The sequence below is a fragment of the Cobetia sp. 5-25-4-2 genome (assembly GCF_013374075.1).
In the GTDB taxonomy this organism is placed as follows: Bacteria; Pseudomonadota; Gammaproteobacteria; order Pseudomonadales; family Halomonadaceae; genus Cobetia; species Cobetia marina.
In genome coordinates this window covers 201,594-217,258 of sequence record NZ_BLWK01000004.1, presented here as the reverse complement: position 1 = coordinate 217,258, position 15,665 = coordinate 201,594, and the positions used below count along the sequence as shown (strand labels likewise).

Below are 15,665 nucleotides of genomic sequence, written 5' to 3'. Positions count from 1 at the left end.
ATGCGACCTTTTGCGGCCTGTGCGCGAGACAGGCGTTGCGCCATGCTGTGCCGAGGTTGTCGGATTGTGCACGGTCGCGACGGTGCGCAATCGATATGATACACAGGTGTCAGGCGGGCAGTAATGTGCTGCCGACATGGATGTTCATCGTCATCGTCAGTGCCTTTCAAGGAGTCGTGAGTGTCACGCCTGTCGCGCCCGCATCTGCCTCGTCCCAGTCTCGACAATTTCCGGCGCAAGCTGGCGGCGGTCGATGCCCTTCCCCAGCTGTGTCTGCTGGGACTGATCGCTGGCCTGCTGACCGGCTCGTTGATGGTCGGTTTCCGACTGTTGCTGAGCGCGGGGGCACTCGGCTTCATGCCGGATGACAGCCCGGAAAACTTCGAGGGCCTGGCGCCCTGGGTGCGCGCGTCATTGCCCTTGCTGGCCGTGCTGGTGATCGGCATCGTGCTCGGTCGTCAGCATCCTGCTCAGCGCAAGCTTGGCATCGGTCATGTCATCGAACGCCTGACCTACCATCAGGGCAAGATGCCGCTGCGTGCCTGGCTCAATCAGATCGTGGTCGGCGTCGTGAGCGTGCTGGGTGGTCTGTCCGCCGGACGTGAAGGACCGGCCATCCACCTCGGGGCTGGCGCTTCCAGCTGGGTCGGGGAGCGTCTCAAGCTGCCCAACAACAGTCTGCGAGTGCTGGTTGCCTGTGGCACGGCAGCGGGAATTTCCGCCTCATTCAATACGCCGATCGCCGGTGTCATCTTCGCCATGGAAGTGGTGATGATGGAGTACACCCTGACAGGCTTCATGCCGGTGATTCTGGCTTCGACCGCGGGTGCGGTCGTCTCGCAGCTCGTCTATGGCGCCGAACCGGCGTTCGCGGTGCCTTCTCTGCTATTGCACTCGCTGCTGGATCTCCCCTGGGTCGTGATCACGGCACTGGTGATCGGGCTGCTGGCGGGAGGTTTCGTTCACCTGGCCCGGCAGCAGGAGCGTGCCGCGCGTCTGACATGGTCAGGACGGATGGTACTGGTGGGGCTCTCGACGGCCGCCGTGGCCTGGTGGTACCCGCAGGTGCAGGGAATCGGCTATGACAGCCTCGCCCAGCTGCTCGACGGTCAGCTGGCGCTGGATGTGCTGCTGGCGCTGGTCATCGGCAAGCTGATGCTGTCGGCGATATGCGTCGCCTGTGGAGTGCCCATCGGCATCATCGGCCCCGTCGTGGTGGCCGGTGCTGCCGCGGGTGCCCTGATGGGCATGCTGGGCGGGTGGATCTTGCCGGACCAGGCCTCGGACATCGCGCTCTACGCCCTGCTCGGCATGGCGGCGATGATGGGGGCAGTGCTTCAGGCTCCGCTGGCGGCGCTGATGGCACTGCTCGAACTGACGCATTCTCCCAATATCATCCTGCCCGGCATGCTGGCCGTGGTAGTGGCGGGGCTGACCTGCCGCCAGCTGTGCCATTGCCAAGGATTCTTCATCTCGACGCTGACGGCGCAGGGCTTGCACCCGCTTCAGCAACCCTTGATGCAGGCGCTTTCCCGAGTCGCGGTGCCGGCGGTGATGGAGCGCTCCGTGGTCAGCGTGCCGCGGCGCATCACTCGTGAGCGTGCCCGCGCCCTGCTCGAGAGCAAGCCTGTCTGGCTGGTGGTCACGCGTTCGACGCCGGAAAAGCCGATGGTGGCGCTGCCGGCGGCGGATCTGGTGCGTGTGCTGATGGATGAGCACTGGCGAGAGCAGGAAGCGCTCGACCTGCTCGAGATTCCCGCCCAGCGTCTGGATCTCGCCCCGATCCATCTGCAGGCAACGCTGTCGGAAGCCTATGAGCGGCTGCTGCCGAGCAATGTCGATGCGCTCTATGTGGAGCACACCACGGCCCCGATGATTCGCAAGATTTCAGGTATCATCACGCGTGATGCAATAGAGAGCTACTATCGATACAAGCCGTGAAAGGGGCGATCTCGACCCGAGCGTGGTTCAGGTCGTCGGTATCGGCGCTCGACATCCGGCAGGGCTTCGGGATGTGACCGGATACCGCATGTGCCCGGCGCTGCGAACATGGCACCTTGTCGGCCTGTCGAGATGAGTGACACTGCCCCTTTCCTTGTATCTTCCGCCCCTGACTGACGGAGTTTCCCCATGTATCTGTGGATCAAGGCGTTCCATCTGATTGCCGTGGTGTGCTGGTTTGCCGCCCTGTTCTATCTTCCGCGTCTTTACGTCTATCACGCCCAGGCGCGTGATGCCGGCGACATCAAGGCCATCGAGTACTTCAAGACCATGGAGCGCAAGCTCTACCGCGGCATCATGATGCCGTCGATGATCGCGACTCTGGTGCTGGGCATCTGGCTGCTGGCACTGGTGCCGAGCTTCATGAGCATGGGCTGGATGCACCTCAAGCTGGCCATGGTCGTGCTGCTGGTCGGCTATCACCATGCCTGTGGGCTGTACCTGAAGCAGTTCGCTGCCGATACCTGCAAGCGAACCTCACGCTACTTCCGCTTCTTCAATGAAGTACCGGTACTGATGCTGGTGGTGATCGTCATCTGCGTCATCGTCAAACCGTTCTGAGAGCCAGCGCTGCCATGACTGAGTGCCCAGCAAGACTGCCCTGTGTTCTGGTGCTGGCGGGACATGACCCCAGCGGCGGCGCGGGTCTGATCGCCGACAGTGAGGCGATTCGGGCCGGTGGTGGCTGGGCGCTGACGGTGCCGACGGCGCTGACGGTACAGAATTCCAGCAATGTCCAGGCAGTGATGGCGCAGTCAGGCGAGTCGATTCTGGCGATGGCGCATGCCCTGCTCGATGATTTTCGGCCTCGGGCGCTCAAGATCGGGCTTCTCGCCAGTCACGAAGCGCTGATGGCGACGGTCACGCTGATCGATGAACTTCGCCAGCGCTGGCCCGGGCTTCCGATGGTATGGGACCCGGTGCTCAAGGCCGGCGGAGGCCATGAGCTCTCCAGTGAAGCGCTGATCCAGCAGGCGCGCGAGATGCTGCTGGCGCGGGTGGATGTCATCACGCCCAATCGTGGCGAGCTTGCGCGTCTGGCAGCCTGTCCTGCGGGTGCCGGCGAGAATGAGCTCGCCGAGCGCTTGCTGATGGAAGGTGCAGGCGCCGTGCTGGTCACCGGGACTGACCCCCTGGATCATGATGACGCCTCGCTCTCTGAGCCATCCGTCACCCATCGTCTCTATCGTCGCAAGCATCGCAGGCTGTCTCTGGACTGTCCGCGGCTGCCGGGCAGCTTCCATGGCAGTGGCTGCACTCTCGCCTCGCATCTGGCCGTGCGCCTGGCTCGTGGCATGTCGCTGGAACCGGCATGGCGTGCGGCGCAGCAGGCGACCTGGCAGAGTCTGGTCGCTGGCCGGGAGCGCGAGCTCAAAGGCCTTGCGCCCGGAGCCCAGCAGCTGCCCTGGCGCTAGCGGTCCTGCTCCTTTCATACCGGCTTCCAGGCACTGCCGCGGCTGCATCCTGCCCGTGAGTCGCGTTAAGCTGTCGCCATCAAGCGCATCAGGTTATCCACAACGGCTGATGTCTCGCGGCTGGGTGCTCCCATCCTCGGCAGTTGTGGATAACGCGATGTCTCGTTTATCCACACCGTCTTGAGTCATCAATGACTCTTTCCCATTTTTCGCGGCCGTCGTGCCGCACCGTGTCCCTCAAGAGGTATGTCATGACCACGTCCGCTGCCCAGTTCGAACGCGCCAGCCGTCACATTCCCGGTGGCGTCAATTCGCCGGTTCGCGCCTTCAAGGGACTGCATCGTCCGCCGGTGTTCATCGATCATGCCAAGGCCGCCTATCTCTTCGATGTCGAAGACAAGCGCTATATCGATTACGTCGGTTCCTGGGGACCGATGATCACCGGCCATGCCGATGAAGACGTGCTCAACGCCGTGCGTGAGCGACTCGAGAGCGGTCTGTCCTTTGGTGCGCCCACCGAGATCGAATCCGAGATGGCCGAGCTGATCTGCGAGATGCTGCCAAGTCTCGACATGGTGCGCATGACCAACTCTGGCACCGAAGCCACCATGTCGGCGATCCGCCTGGCGCGTGGTTTCACCGGTCGCGACAAGATCGTCAAGTTCGAAGGCAACTACCATGGCCACTCGGACTCGCTGCTGGTCAAGGCCGGCTCAGGTGCATTGACCCATGGCGAGCCCAGCTCCCCGGGCGTGCCGGCCTCGCTCGCCGAGCACACCATCACGCTGGACTACAACGATGCCGAAGGTGTGCGTCGCTGCTTCGCCGAGCTGGGTGATCAGATCGCCTGCATCATCGTCGAGCCGGTGGCCGGCAACATGAATTGCATTCCGCCGGTGCCGGGCTTCCTGGAGAGCCTGCGTGAAGTGTGTGATGCCCATGGCAGCGTGCTGATCCTCGATGAGGTGATGACGGGCTTCCGTGTCGCGCTGGGTGGCGCTCAGGCGCATTACAACATCACGCCGGACCTGACCTGCCTGGGCAAGATCGTCGGCGGCGGCATGCCGGTGGGCGCCTTCGGTGGCAAGCGCGAGATCATGCATCATCTCTCGCCGCTGGGCCCCGTCTACCAGGCGGGCACCCTGGCCGGCAATCCGCTGGCGATGGCTGCCGGGGTCGCGCTGCTGCGCAAGCTCCAGGCACCGGGCTTCCATGCCGAGCTGACCCGCAAGGTCGAGATGCTGTGTGACGGCCTGGAGAGTCGTGCCAAGGCCGCCGGCATCGCCGCGATCACCCAGCGGGCAGGTGGCATGTTCGGACTGTTCTTCACGGATCAGTCCGCGGTCACCGATTTCCAGTCCGCCACGCGTTGTCGCCAGGAAGACTTCGCGACCTTCTTCAACGGCATGCTGGCAGAGGGAGTCTATCTGGCGCCGTCAGCCTATGAGGCAGGTTTCATGTCCGCCGCCCACAGCGAGGAGGATATCCAGGCCACTCTGGAGGCTGCCGAGCGCGTCTTTGCGCAGATGGCAGCCTCGGCCTGAGTCGGTCAGACGGTAGAAGCCGGTATCGACCCGCTCGGCAGGCTGCCGGGCGGGCCGCCATCCGGTACACTTGCCGCCAACGATAGCGATTGCGCTAATGACCCTATAGCCAGCTTGCCTTAGCGGAGATGACCTTGAGCCAGGCCCTGATTCGAGCCCTTCACACCGCCGATTGCTTCGATCACCCCGTGAAGGATATCGAAGTGCACGAGACGCACATCTCGTGGATCGTGCTGACCGGCGACTACGCCTACAAGATCAAGAAGCCGCTGGATTTCGGCAGCTTCCTGGATTTCTCCACGCTGGAGCGTCGCAAGCACCTGTGTGAACAGGAGGTGCGCCTCAACCGCCGTCTGGCACCGACGCTCTATCTGGATACCGTGCCGATTTCCGGCACGCCGGAGGCGCCACGCATCAATGATGAGAGTGCCGTCTTCGAGTATGCGGTGAAGATGCGTCAGTTCTCCAACCGGCACCTGTTCAGCGCCTTGCAGGCCAGCGGTGAGCTGTCGCTGGAGCTGCTGGACGACCTGGTCGATCAGCTGGTGGCCTTCCACGAGCAGGCTGAACGCATCCAGGGTGACAGTGATCTTGGCAGCCCGCAGATGGTCAGCCGTACCATCGACAATGAGTTCACGTTGATTCGTCCGCGCCTCGAAGAGGAGGCTGCGCTCAAGCGTCTGGCGCTGTTGCAGGAGTGGACGGAAGAGACCTTCCAGCGTCTCCAACCGGAATTCGAGCGTCGTTGGCAGGAAGGCTTCGTGCGCGAGACCCATGGCGACATCCATCTGGGCAACGCCGTACGTCACGAAGGCCGAGCCTTGCTCTTTGATGGTATCGAGTTCAATGAAGAGCTGCGCTGGAACGATGTCGGCTGTGATCTGGCCTTCCTGGTGATGGATCTGGAAGCCCGCGATGAGCCGGCCTTCGCCCATCACGCCCTGAATCGTTACCTGGAGCTTTCGGGTGATTACTCGCTGGTGCGTCTGCTGCCGTACTACAAGATCTATCGCGCGCTGATTCGGGCCAAGGTCGCGATGATTCGCTATCACCAGCCGGAGTTGAGTGACGCGGATCGTCTCGACGTGATGGCGGAGTATGAGCGCTATATCGAGCTGGCGGAGCGCTACAGCGAGATCCGCTTCCCGTACATGATCATCGGCGTGGGGGTCTCCGGTAGCGGCAAGAGTCGCTTCACCGAAGAAATGGTGCGTGAGCTGGGGGGTGTGCGTATCCGCAGCGATGTCGAGCGCAAGCGTCTGTATGGCTTTGCCGCGGATGCCGACACCGGCTCGGGTCTCAATGGTGGCATCTATACGCCGCAGGCGACGCATGCGACCTACGAGCGGCTGTCGAATCTGTCAGCCACCCTGCTGGAATCGGGAATCCCCGTGTGCATCGATGCCACCTGCCTGAAGAAATCACAGCGTGATCGTCTGCGTCACGAGGCAGAAGCCCGTGGCCTGCCCGTGCTGATGATCAGCTTCGAGGCCGATGAGGAGACGCTGCGCAGGCGCATCGTCAAGCGCAGTCAGCGTAGTGGCGAGGCGTCCGAGGCGGGGCTTGAGGTGCTGGACAAGCAATTGGCCAATCGTGAGCCGTTCGCGCCTGAGGAGCATGGTCAACTGATCCATATCGACACGACAGCGCCCAACGCTAACGTAACGTTGGCACGCTTGATCCGCGAGCAGCTTAGACTGCACTGAGCCCAACGACATGCTGAAAGGAGCATGGCGAGTGATCGTCATGCTCCTTTCATTTTTGGCAAATGCTTGCACGAATCCCCGATCTGCATTTGAGAACTCTGCATCAGATAAGGAAATACCATGCGTCATAATCTTGCACCTACCGCTGCCGTCGCCATCAGCCTTGCACTGCTCGCCGGTTGCTCAAGTCAGCCTTCCACGGCGGATCTGATGCGGGGGCAGGCAGAGGAAGCCAAGGCTGTCGCCCAGGTGCGCGATCAACTGGCCGACCAGTGGGAAGAGGGCAAATCACTGGTCGCGGCAGGTGAGAAACAGATCGTCAGTGGTGAAGATCTCGTCGATGACGGAGAAGCCAATATTCGCAAGGGCCAGGCCTTGATCGAAAAGGGCAACAAGCAGATCAAGAAAGGCAAGGGCCGTATCACCAGTGGCAACAAGCAGGTCGCCCAGGGTCGCAAGATGGTGGATGAGAGCCTCTCGACCTATCGCCAGTCTTTCCCGGAACAGTCCGTGACACTGGAAAAGAAGTAACCCGCCATCGCGATAATCATTTCGCAGCTGATACTGGAAGGCCGCTGACATTCGTGTCGGCGGCCTTTTCCTTTGATGGCATCACCAGAGCTTAAAAATGAAAAACCCCGCTTGCGCGGGGTTCTGTAAGACATCTTGGTTGGGCGTGATCAGTACTGCATCACGCTCGCCACGTTGCCACCGCCGGTCTGGGTCACGCTGGCGGTGTTCATCGCACCGGACTGCACGACGTGAGCACGGTTGGCGACGAAACTCAGGATGCCACCGGCCTGCTGAAGGACTTCGGAGCTGTGGCCAGAGCCAGTCTGTTGGACGCGGGCGTGATCGTTGTAGCCAGTCTGGGTGATCAGAGAGTCACTGTTGGTACCACCTTGCTCGACGATGGCGTAGTTGGAATATCCGCTCTGACTGTTGATGGCCAGATTCTCGCTTCCCGTCTGGCTGATGTCGGAGTACTGCAGCATGTCTGACTGAGTCACCCGCGCAGTGTTGTTCGCATTGCTCTGATTGACGAGCGAGTCATGGGAGCTGCCGTCCTGAGTGACTCGTGCGACTTGATTTGCACCGGCCTGGGTGACGGTTGAATCGATACGTGAGCCGGTCTGGGTCACGACGGCAAGGCCCAGTTCACCGGTCTGTGAAACCGTGGAGTTGTTGAAGCGTCCTTCCTGAGTGACACGTGCACGGTTGTACTCACCGGTCTGCATCACATCCGAGGCGTGCTGGTAGCCGGCCTGGGACACCCGGGCAATCGCATAACTGCCTTGCTGAGTGGCCATGGAATCATTGAATACCCCTGTCTGTGTCACGACCAGAGTATTTTCACGCCCTGCCGGCGAGCCGCTGGCACCCTGCCAGGATTCAGAGTGGTTGGCAAAACCATCCTGGGTGACGCGGGTGAGGTGCTTGTAGCTCTTCTGGTTCAGGTCAACGGAATTGTAGGCACCCGTCTGATTGACGATACCGGTGTTGGTGCTGCTGTACTGCTGTGATTTTACCTTGTTGGCACCCCCCAGCTGATTGACGCGAATCGTATGATTGACGCCGTTCTGATAGGTGTTGGCCTTGTTGAAAGCCCCTGTCTGGTCAATATCACTGTCATGTGAGCTGTTGAGCGAGCCGCCATCTCGAGACGTCTGACCTACCTTGGCCTTGTTCATGAAGCCGGTCTGGTCGACATCCGACGTGTTGTTGTCTGCCATGGCGTGAGAAGAGATGGCGATGGCAGCAGCGAGAAGGCTGATTTGAATCTTCATGGTAAGTTCCCTTGTATTGATATTGGTGTCTTCTGTTTTTTATTATGTATTACGTGTGATGCGTCCCCATGGCATGACGGAGATCATGCCGATACTGCTCGGTTGGCGCCGTACTTCAGCGCCGTGATATCAGAGGTTGGTAATGTCATCAGTCCAGCGTTGAAGGTGACATTCCCATTGAATTCGATGCCTTTGTTTCCGGCGTTTTATTCTCGTCTGTTCATTTTCAGCGCATGCACTCGAGAGCGTGATGAACTCAATCAGGTTCATTGTTGAATGACCTGGACCTGCATACGGCCGCGTGCATGCTGGATGATGCTGACGGGCACCTGACTGCTGCCCTGTTGAAGCAGCATCGCGCCTCCCCCCAGTCCGGTCTGCTGAATCAGCGCGGACTGGGAGATGCCCTGTTGCGCGATCAAGGCATCATGACCCTGGCCTTGCTGGAGTATGTTTGCCTCATTCAGGGTGCCATCTTGCAGGATATAGGCGCTGTTTCCGCTTCCCTGCTGCACACTGATCGCCGTATTCATGACGCCTTGCTGGGCGATCATCGAGACGTTGGCCAATCCATGTTGAGAGAGAGTTGCCTCATTGCGGAAGCCATACTGAGCAATGTCGGCGACGGAGCGGGATGACTCCAGTTCTGAACGGATCGCCAGGTCGCCCGCCATGGCAAGCAAGCTGAAGGTGGAAGCTGCGAATAATAATCCTGCCTGAGATAATCTCTGTCGCGGCTTGCTATCCAGACTCATGGTATCGACCTGTTTTGATCACGTTACTGATGGACTTACTATTGATCTTTACAGGAGCTGGTGCCATCAGCTGTTTTGAGGGTTATGAGAGTGAGAAGAGACTGTCTTTTATCGTCAATCTTGAGGAGGGAGTTAGTGAGTAATAATGGTGTCATTCCCAACAGAATGATGAGGTGGCTCGCTTCGCGAAGACTCAGACCATTAATACTTCAGAAATTCACTTTAATCTCATGTAATGTCAGGTGTTGTTTTCTCAATGGTATCAATATGTTCAATGATATATAAAAAAGGCACCCTATAGAGGGTGCCTTTCATTACAGAAGAGCCAGCCGGATGTCGAGTGTCTTCGCTCGCGTTACAGCATTGGCGTGGGCGCCTGGAGATAACTCATCAGTTCCGACTTCTGCATGTCCGCCGGGTCTGCCAAGGCCCATAGCTGGCGCTCCACCCCTTGAGCAATCAGGTGGATGACAGCGGCCTCGATGGCCGACATCACGGCTAGCTGGACTGGCTCATTGTTGGTATAGCCTGTCTCCATTTCCAGCAATCGACTGAAATCGATGAAGCGATAGACGCCCGCTCGAAGCTCGCGAGAGTAGATCGTCTTACTGGTATTGACGTTGGCGATGACCTGGCCGGTGGTGATATCCACTGCGCGCAGATTCACGGTCACCTGGTCGACCTGATACTGACCCGATGCCCCGATACCGAAGTACTCTGCCCCAGAGCCACCTGTCCTGACATTGGAATCAAAGGCGATGATGCCGCCTTCGAAAAGCAGGTTGGCTGCCTGCAATGCCTCAATATCCCCCTGGCCGGTTCTCTCCAGATTGGCCCGGATGATCTTGCGTTCCGTGAGCAGGTTCTGCAGGCCCACACGCTCCAGAGGAATGAACCAGCCGGAGTCGGAGAGAGCGGCACTCAGCATGGCCGCCCCTCCCTGGGTCACTGCCGTGGAGAAGGTACTGGCCGGAGCCGGTCGGTACTGGCCTGTCTGGTCCCGGAAATCGTAGATGGCGACGGGAATTCGCCCGGCTGGTGGCGGGAGATTGATCAGATCGTTGTAGGTGGTGGTTCTTGGCATCAAGGTGCTGGGCATCCCTGCCAGCCCCTCGGTATGCGCCACCATGGGAGCACAGCCCGCAAGCGCCAGGCCGGTCACGGCCATCAGCGAGGTAAGCATCTTCTTCATTCGCGATACCCTTCATCAGAAGTCGTGTCAGAACGCATTGCCTGAGGTGCCAAGATTGATGACGGTCGTTTCTCCGGTCGCACGATCCAGCACCTGCATGGAGAAACCGCCATTGCCGTTACTGACGACCTCGACACGCAACTGGGCGCTGTCGATCACGCTGGTACGGCCTGGCTCACTGGTATCGACGGCATCGGTGATGGCGTCGGAGACCAGGCTGTTGCGAAGGTCACTGATGAAGAGTTCTGTCTCTGAAAGACTGTCGAACGAGTAGGCATCGGGATCCTCATGGGTATCCTGTGCCTGGGCCTTGCTGAGCAGATAGCTGCCATTGAGAGGGTTGCCGCCGAAACTTGGATTGACGGGCTGATAGATGAGTTCGCCGGCATATAGCGGCATCGCCGATAACAGCAACGACACCGCGAGTGTCTGATGCTTCATGATGTTCCCCTGTTCCCTTGCACATTGTCAGGGTCTTCGTGATCGAAGCCCTTTTATTATGGATGCAACCTGTGCTTTTCAGAATTCATCGCCCGCCATGTCCGGATCGTCCTGGAGTGCTTCCAGCACCTTGCGACGCAGGAACTGGTTGGAGACGGTGGTAACGGCTGAGCTTGCGTAGAGGTCGACGTCATTCACTCTCGGGGGCAGGGTCGCCTCATAGAGAACGGTATTGCCCTCCGTGATCCAGATGAGGCTGCCCCAGCGTGCCGAAGGACGCTCGTGAATACTCAGAGAGGTGTTTCTCAGGGCTGGACTATCAAGGCGTTGCTGGCTGAATTGACGATAGAAGGTCTTGCCGATCATCGTCATGGTGCGATCTATCATCACCCCGTTCAGGCCATCACTGAGTCTGGCGCGAGGCCGCTGGATGGCGACCCCATCGTGGCCATCCGCCCGGGCCCCGCTGCCTTCGCTGGCAACCGAGACTTCTGGTTTCACCGCCTCCGGCGCTGATTGCGCGGAGGCATGCGACATCAGGGAAAGTGCCAGTCCCCATGCAAAGGCATGGTGAACAACCATGCCTGCGGCGCTCACGACATCTGTGCTCGACGAGCGATACGCGGTGTGCGTGATACCGGCATGGCAAGGTTCTGGCGAGCCCAGTTCATGGCCTGGATGCGATTGTGCACCTTGATCTTGCGGAAGATGTTGTAGAGGTGTGACTTGACCGTATGTTCGCTGACGAACAGCTGGTCTGCTATCTCGGTATTGGAGGCACCCGTGCCCAGCAGGCCGATGATCTCTACCTCGCGCTGCGTCAGACCGCAGACGGGGCGATAGGCGTTCAGCTGCTGACGACGGTAGAAGTCCAGCAAGCGAGTCATCAGCGGGCGGGACATCCACATGTCGCCTTCCAGCAATTTCGCGATTCCCTTGCTGATCAGCGACAGACTGTCCTGACGATAGAAGACACCCTGCAGGTGCGTGCTGACCAGCAGGCTTGCGGCCTCTTCCTCATCACTGATGTTGATCGCTGCCAGCTCGGCACTGGCATCCTGACTGGCATCAGCATCCCAGCGTTGCATCGTGGTCTCGTCGACGTGGTCGGTATCGAGAAGCACGATCGTCCTGTCTGCCTGCCCTGGGGTGTAATCCTCGTCGGGGCTTGCGGAAGCCACCTGACACTCAAGCTGCTGGCGAATGTAATCCATGAACAGCGCTGACTGCGGATTGCAGTCAGTCACCAGCAGCACCATTGCATTCCCTGTAATCATGGTGCGAGACCTCTGAGTTGTCTTACCGATTTTCTTGGCGGAGCCATTGCGAAAGTGGTTGGAGATGTTGCTGTGACGAGTGGCACTCCTCTGCGTCGGGCATTACGCATCGGGCACCCCTTTATATTTGCCTGATAGGCACGATAAGGCAACCTATATTCAGCACTTGCTAAACTATTAGATTTGTTATTGCTAAATTTGATATGGCGGATTCTGGAAAATAACAACGAAAACAGCACCTAATCCATGATAGGGGTATCTGTCGCCTGACCTTCATCCTGGTGAGTGCAATAAAAACCAGACCATTGCGCTTTTAGGGTTAGGGCTTCTGTTGGTACGAAGGTACCACAAGTCTAATGCCTTCGTGCATCGCTTCCATATCGTTGTGTAATAGGCCTTGTTTTTTTGTAACTGAAGGGTGCGGCCGTGACTGAAAAGCGACGCACTCTGCCAGGATTTCAGAACTAGATCACTCGAATGGAGTGCTTACTACCTGCAAGAGCCCTGCAGGAGTGCTGGTAGTCACTGTGTGATGCGTCGGTCTGGCCTACGCCAGTCGCTCGTATCAGATCGCCCCGAATTTCAGGTTTCCGGGTTCGGTGATCGATGGGGGGCGTGCTGCGGGAGGTAGAGATTGAGATGCTCGTGCGCCCACTCGATGGCCTGATGCCGGTTGTGAACCCTGATTTTACGAAAGATATTATATAAATGAGACTTTACCGTGTGCTGACTGAGGTTCAAACGTTGAGCAATATCGACATTACTCTGTCGAGTGGCGATCAGGGATAATATTTCCAGTTCCCTTTGCGTCAATCCCATGACAGGTTGGAAGGCGATCTGTTGTTGTTGACGATAATGACGAATCAGCGATTGCATCAATTTTCGCGATAACCATATCTCCTCGTCCAGCATCGCCTTTATACCCTGACTTATCTGAGAAAGATTATCATGTCGGTAGAAGATGCCGTTCAAGGGAACATGCAAAAGCAGGGCGATGGCAGCGTCCTCATGCTCGACATTGAATGCGGCTGACCTGGAAAGCGAGCTCCAGTGGGTCATCTTCGCCAGGTCGCATTGTGCGCTGTCGATCAGCACCAGATTCGGCGTGGCAGGCGTGTCGGCCTCCCTGTCGCAGGCTTCCACGGAGCATTGAAGCTGTTCATGCAGATAATCGACAAACAGCTCAGTCTGTGGAGACAAGGCGGTCACGAACAGGACTTTGGTCGTTTGCATGGGGCACTCCTGCCGTGGTGTCAGAACCTGATGGAACGGTGACAGACCGAAGGATGTAGTGCTTGCCAGGTCAGCGAGTCATCACTCTCAGTCTAGACAAGCGTGATGAGGCGATGCCGTCCTTGGATAGTGCCAGATGGCATAAGAATCTCTCCTTGTTATTCTTTGGATTATCCCTTTGGGATCAGTGGGTTGGGAGGAGCCCTGGGAAGGTGTCAGTCTTGGTGGGTAACAGGCATAGTGAAATCCCGTGTTGGGATGAGTGGAGATTGGTAAGCCATCGAGCATCCGGGGGCAGACGAGCTCAAGTGAGCCGGGTGATTTTCGTGAGGCTTCAATACCAGTTTGCTCAGTCAGAATGAAAGCTGCCCCGCGTGTACCTATCGGACTCACACGATAGAATGTGTCTTGTACCCTCTGCCTGTTTTCATGATGTTCTCGCAGGGTCGCACGTTTCTTCTGACACCACCCCCGGAGATGTTCATGTCTGCCTCATCACTTGTGCTGGCCAGCGGCAATGCTGGCAAGCTGCGGGAATTCGCTCGCTTGCTGGCTCCACTGGGTATTGCCCCGATTCCTCAGAGCCAGCTGGGTGTCAGTGATGCCGAAGAGACCGGGTTGACCTTCGTCGAGAATGCCTTGATCAAGGCGCGTCATGCCGCCGCCATCACCGGACTTCCGGCGCTGGCCGATGATTCGGGGATCGAGGTCGATGCGCTGGACGGCGAGCCCGGTATCTACTCGGCACGTTTCGCCTCGCGTCGTCAGCAAGGCCAGGGAGATCAGGACAACAATGCGGCCTTGCTGTCAGCGCTGGAAGGTGTGCCGGAGGAGGCGCGTACGGCGCGCTACTGGTGTGTGCTGGTCTACCTTCGGCATGCGGCAGACCCTGTCCCCATCATCGTGCAGGCCAGCTGGGAGGGCCGGGTGCTGACCGCTCCGAGTGGTGATGGCGGTTTCGGCTATGACCCCCTCTTCTGGTTGCCAGAGCAGGGCATGAGTGCGGCACAGCTTGAGGCATCCACCAAGAATCGACTCAGTCACCGGGGCCGTGCCATGCAGCAGCTGCTTCAAGCATTGACCGCTGCAAGTGAGAGCGCTTGATGTCCGTCGAGTCGTTGTCGCCGTTATCCCTCTATATTCATGTGCCGTGGTGCGTGCGCAAATGTCCTTACTGTGATTTCAACTCCCACAGTGTGGGCCGCGATGCCCATCTACCGGAAGTGGAGTACATCACGGCACTGCTGGCGGATCTGGACCAGGATCTCCAATGCCTCCAGGGGCAGCCTGAGCGTGAACTGCAAAGCATCTTCATCGGTGGCGGGACCCCGAGCCTGCTGAGCGGGCAGGCCTATCAGCGGCTGTTCGATGGCATTCGCGAGCGCGTGGCACTGTCCGAGGGATGCGAGATCACGCTGGAGGCCAATCCCGGCACGCTGGAACAAGGCCGCTTCGCTGCCTATCGCGCTGCCGGCATCAATCGGCTGTCCATCGGGGTACAGACCTTCCAGCCGGAACAGCTCAGCGTACTGGGGCGTATCCACTCCGCACAGGAGGCCGAACGGGCGGTTGCCAGCGCACGTGCCGCCGGTTTCGACAACTTCAACATCGACCTGATGCATGGCCTGCCGGGACAGACATTGGAAACGGCGCTGGATGACATCCAGCGCGCACTGGCGCTCAAGCCCACTCATCTCTCGTGGTATCAACTGACGCTGGAGCCCAATACCGAGTTCTACTCGCGCCCCCCGGTGCTGCCGGAAGATGATCTGCTGTGGGACATTCAGGATCATGGTCACGAGATGCTGGAAAGCGGCGGATTCCGTCGCTATGAAATTTCCGCCTACGCCCTTGAGGGGCGAGGGGCACGCCACAACCTGAACTACTGGAAATTCGGAGATTATCTCGGCATCGGTGCGGGCGCGCACGGCAAGCTGACGCTGGCGAAGACGGACAGCAGCGGGAACTTCACTGGCGAGCTGCAGCTCCAGCGACGCTGGAAGAGCCGGCAGCCCCAGGCCTATCTGCGTCGCATGCAGGACCCGCGTGGCTTCATTGCCGGTCAGCAGGAGATCGCCCCGGAAGAGCTGGCACTCGAGTTCATGATGAATGCGCTGCGTCTGACGGATGGCGTCAGCTTCGAGGAGATGCGCCGCACGACCGGGCTTGAGCGCGAGGCCTTGGAGCCGGGGCTGAGTCTGGCGCGCGCGCGCGGGCTTATCGTTGAGGATGACGCGCTGTTGCGTGCCTCGCCGCAGGGCTTATTGTTCCTCAATGACCTGCTGGCCATGTTCGACACCTGAACGATCAGGCA

The 15,665-nt window shown here is 59.1% G+C and carries 15 protein-coding genes; 8 read left to right on the top strand and 7 right to left on the bottom strand.

All coding sequences use genetic code 11. The annotated features are described in order from the left end of the window. Positions 1-180: 180 nt before the first annotated feature. The 6 genes from HXS65_RS10640 (at position 181) to HXS65_RS10615 (ending at position 7,197) form a co-directional block, all read left to right on the top strand. On the top strand, positions 181-1,941 hold the full coding sequence (locus HXS65_RS10640; RefSeq protein WP_375782213.1) for a chloride channel protein: 1,761 nt from the start codon (positions 181-183) through the stop codon (positions 1,939-1,941). Between the two features lie 189 nt (positions 1,942-2,130). Beyond that, positions 2,131-2,562 carry a protoporphyrinogen oxidase HemJ gene (hemJ, locus tag HXS65_RS10635; RefSeq protein ID WP_084209561.1) on the top strand — a complete coding sequence of 144 codons (432 nt, stop codon included), beginning with the start codon at positions 2,131-2,133 and terminating at the stop codon, positions 2,560-2,562. A 14-nt stretch (positions 2,563-2,576) separates the two neighbouring features. Beyond that, the gene (locus tag HXS65_RS10630) at positions 2,577-3,416 is read left to right on the top strand and encodes a hydroxymethylpyrimidine/phosphomethylpyrimidine kinase (protein WP_176493832.1); all 840 of its coding nucleotides are present in this window, start codon (positions 2,577-2,579) and stop codon (positions 3,414-3,416) included. Between the two features lie 251 nt (positions 3,417-3,667). Then, entirely contained in the window at positions 3,668-4,960 is a 1,293-nt protein-coding gene (hemL, locus tag HXS65_RS10625; RefSeq protein WP_176493831.1) for a glutamate-1-semialdehyde 2,1-aminomutase, read from the top strand. 128 nt (positions 4,961-5,088) lie between these two features. Next, a complete protein-coding gene (locus HXS65_RS10620) occupies positions 5,089-6,666 on the top strand; it encodes a bifunctional aminoglycoside phosphotransferase/ATP-binding protein (RefSeq protein ID WP_240499628.1) in 1,578 nt (525 codons plus the stop codon). Between the two features lie 120 nt (positions 6,667-6,786). After that, complete coding sequence (locus tag HXS65_RS10615) at positions 6,787-7,197, top strand: hypothetical protein (protein ID WP_077379774.1); 411 nt, start codon at positions 6,787-6,789, stop codon at positions 7,195-7,197. 149 nt (positions 7,198-7,346) lie between these two features. On the opposite strand, the gene HXS65_RS10610 is transcribed toward HXS65_RS10615, so the two are convergent. From HXS65_RS10610 to HXS65_RS10580, 7 genes are all read right to left on the bottom strand, one after another. Beyond that, on the bottom strand, positions 7,347-8,453 hold the full coding sequence (locus tag HXS65_RS10610; protein WP_176493830.1) for a hypothetical protein: 1,107 nt from the start codon (positions 8,451-8,453) through the stop codon (positions 7,347-7,349). Positions 8,454-8,719: 266 nt separating this feature from the next. Further along, positions 8,720-9,208, bottom strand: coding sequence for a hypothetical protein (locus HXS65_RS10605; RefSeq protein ID WP_136939501.1), 489 nt, complete (start codon positions 9,206-9,208; stop codon positions 8,720-8,722). 355 nt (positions 9,209-9,563) lie between these two features. Continuing rightward, a complete protein-coding gene (locus tag HXS65_RS10600; RefSeq protein ID WP_077379767.1) occupies positions 9,564-10,400 on the bottom strand; it encodes a CsgG/HfaB family protein in 837 nt (278 codons plus the stop codon). Between the two features lie 27 nt (positions 10,401-10,427). After that, positions 10,428-10,841: a curli assembly protein CsgF gene (locus tag HXS65_RS10595; protein WP_077379765.1), complete on the bottom strand. Its 414-nt coding sequence runs from the start codon at positions 10,839-10,841 to the stop codon at positions 10,428-10,430. 78 nt (positions 10,842-10,919) lie between these two features. Then, positions 10,920-11,423, bottom strand: coding sequence for a CsgE family curli-type amyloid fiber assembly protein (locus tag HXS65_RS10590; protein WP_077379763.1), 504 nt, complete (start codon positions 11,421-11,423; stop codon positions 10,920-10,922). 11 nt (positions 11,424-11,434) lie between these two features. Next, a complete protein-coding gene (locus HXS65_RS10585) occupies positions 11,435-12,100 on the bottom strand; it encodes a LuxR C-terminal-related transcriptional regulator (RefSeq protein WP_255304487.1) in 666 nt (221 codons plus the stop codon). Between the two features lie 600 nt (positions 12,101-12,700). Next, positions 12,701-13,351, bottom strand: coding sequence for a LuxR C-terminal-related transcriptional regulator (locus tag HXS65_RS10580; protein WP_077379759.1), 651 nt, complete (start codon positions 13,349-13,351; stop codon positions 12,701-12,703). A 483-nt stretch (positions 13,352-13,834) separates the two neighbouring features. On the opposite strand from HXS65_RS10580, the gene rdgB reads away from it, so the two are divergent. After that, positions 13,835-14,455, top strand: a complete 621-nt coding sequence (gene rdgB, locus HXS65_RS10575; RefSeq protein ID WP_077380010.1) for an RdgB/HAM1 family non-canonical purine NTP pyrophosphatase — start codon at positions 13,835-13,837, stop codon at positions 14,453-14,455. Continuing rightward, positions 14,455-15,654, top strand: a complete 1,200-nt coding sequence (hemW, locus tag HXS65_RS10570) for a radical SAM family heme chaperone HemW (RefSeq protein WP_176493829.1) — start codon at positions 14,455-14,457, stop codon at positions 15,652-15,654. Before rdgB ends, hemW begins: the two co-directional genes overlap by 1 nt. The last annotated feature ends 11 nt before the right edge of the window (positions 15,655-15,665 follow it).

Coding starts and splice junctions, on each gene's coding strand:
- hemJ (WP_084209561.1), top strand. CDS start 2,131: ATGTATCTGTGGATCAAGGCGTTCCATCTGATTGCCGTGGTGTGCTGG.
- HXS65_RS10630 (WP_176493832.1), top strand. CDS start 2,577: ATGACTGAGTGCCCAGCAAGACTGCCCTGTGTTCTGGTGCTGGCGGGA.
- hemL (WP_176493831.1), top strand. CDS start 3,668: ATGACCACGTCCGCTGCCCAGTTCGAACGCGCCAGCCGTCACATTCCC.
- HXS65_RS10620 (WP_240499628.1), top strand. CDS start 5,089: ATGACCTTGAGCCAGGCCCTGATTCGAGCCCTTCACACCGCCGATTGC.
- HXS65_RS10615 (WP_077379774.1), top strand. CDS start 6,787: ATGCGTCATAATCTTGCACCTACCGCTGCCGTCGCCATCAGCCTTGCA.
- HXS65_RS10610 (WP_176493830.1), bottom strand. CDS start 8,453: ATGAAGATTCAAATCAGCCTTCTCGCTGCTGCCATCGCCATCTCTTCT.
- HXS65_RS10605 (WP_136939501.1), bottom strand. CDS start 9,208: ATGAGTCTGGATAGCAAGCCGCGACAGAGATTATCTCAGGCAGGATTA.
- HXS65_RS10600 (WP_077379767.1), bottom strand. CDS start 10,400: ATGAAGAAGATGCTTACCTCGCTGATGGCCGTGACCGGCCTGGCGCTT.
- HXS65_RS10595 (WP_077379765.1), bottom strand. CDS start 10,841: ATGAAGCATCAGACACTCGCGGTGTCGTTGCTGTTATCGGCGATGCCG.
- HXS65_RS10590 (WP_077379763.1), bottom strand. CDS start 11,423: ATGGTTGTTCACCATGCCTTTGCATGGGGACTGGCACTTTCCCTGATG.
- HXS65_RS10585 (WP_255304487.1), bottom strand. CDS start 12,100: ATGGTGCTGCTGGTGACTGACTGCAATCCGCAGTCAGCGCTGTTCATG.
- HXS65_RS10580 (WP_077379759.1), bottom strand. CDS start 13,351: ATGCAAACGACCAAAGTCCTGTTCGTGACCGCCTTGTCTCCACAGACT.
- rdgB (WP_077380010.1), top strand. CDS start 13,835: ATGTCTGCCTCATCACTTGTGCTGGCCAGCGGCAATGCTGGCAAGCTG.
- hemW (WP_176493829.1), top strand. CDS start 14,455: ATGTCCGTCGAGTCGTTGTCGCCGTTATCCCTCTATATTCATGTGCCG.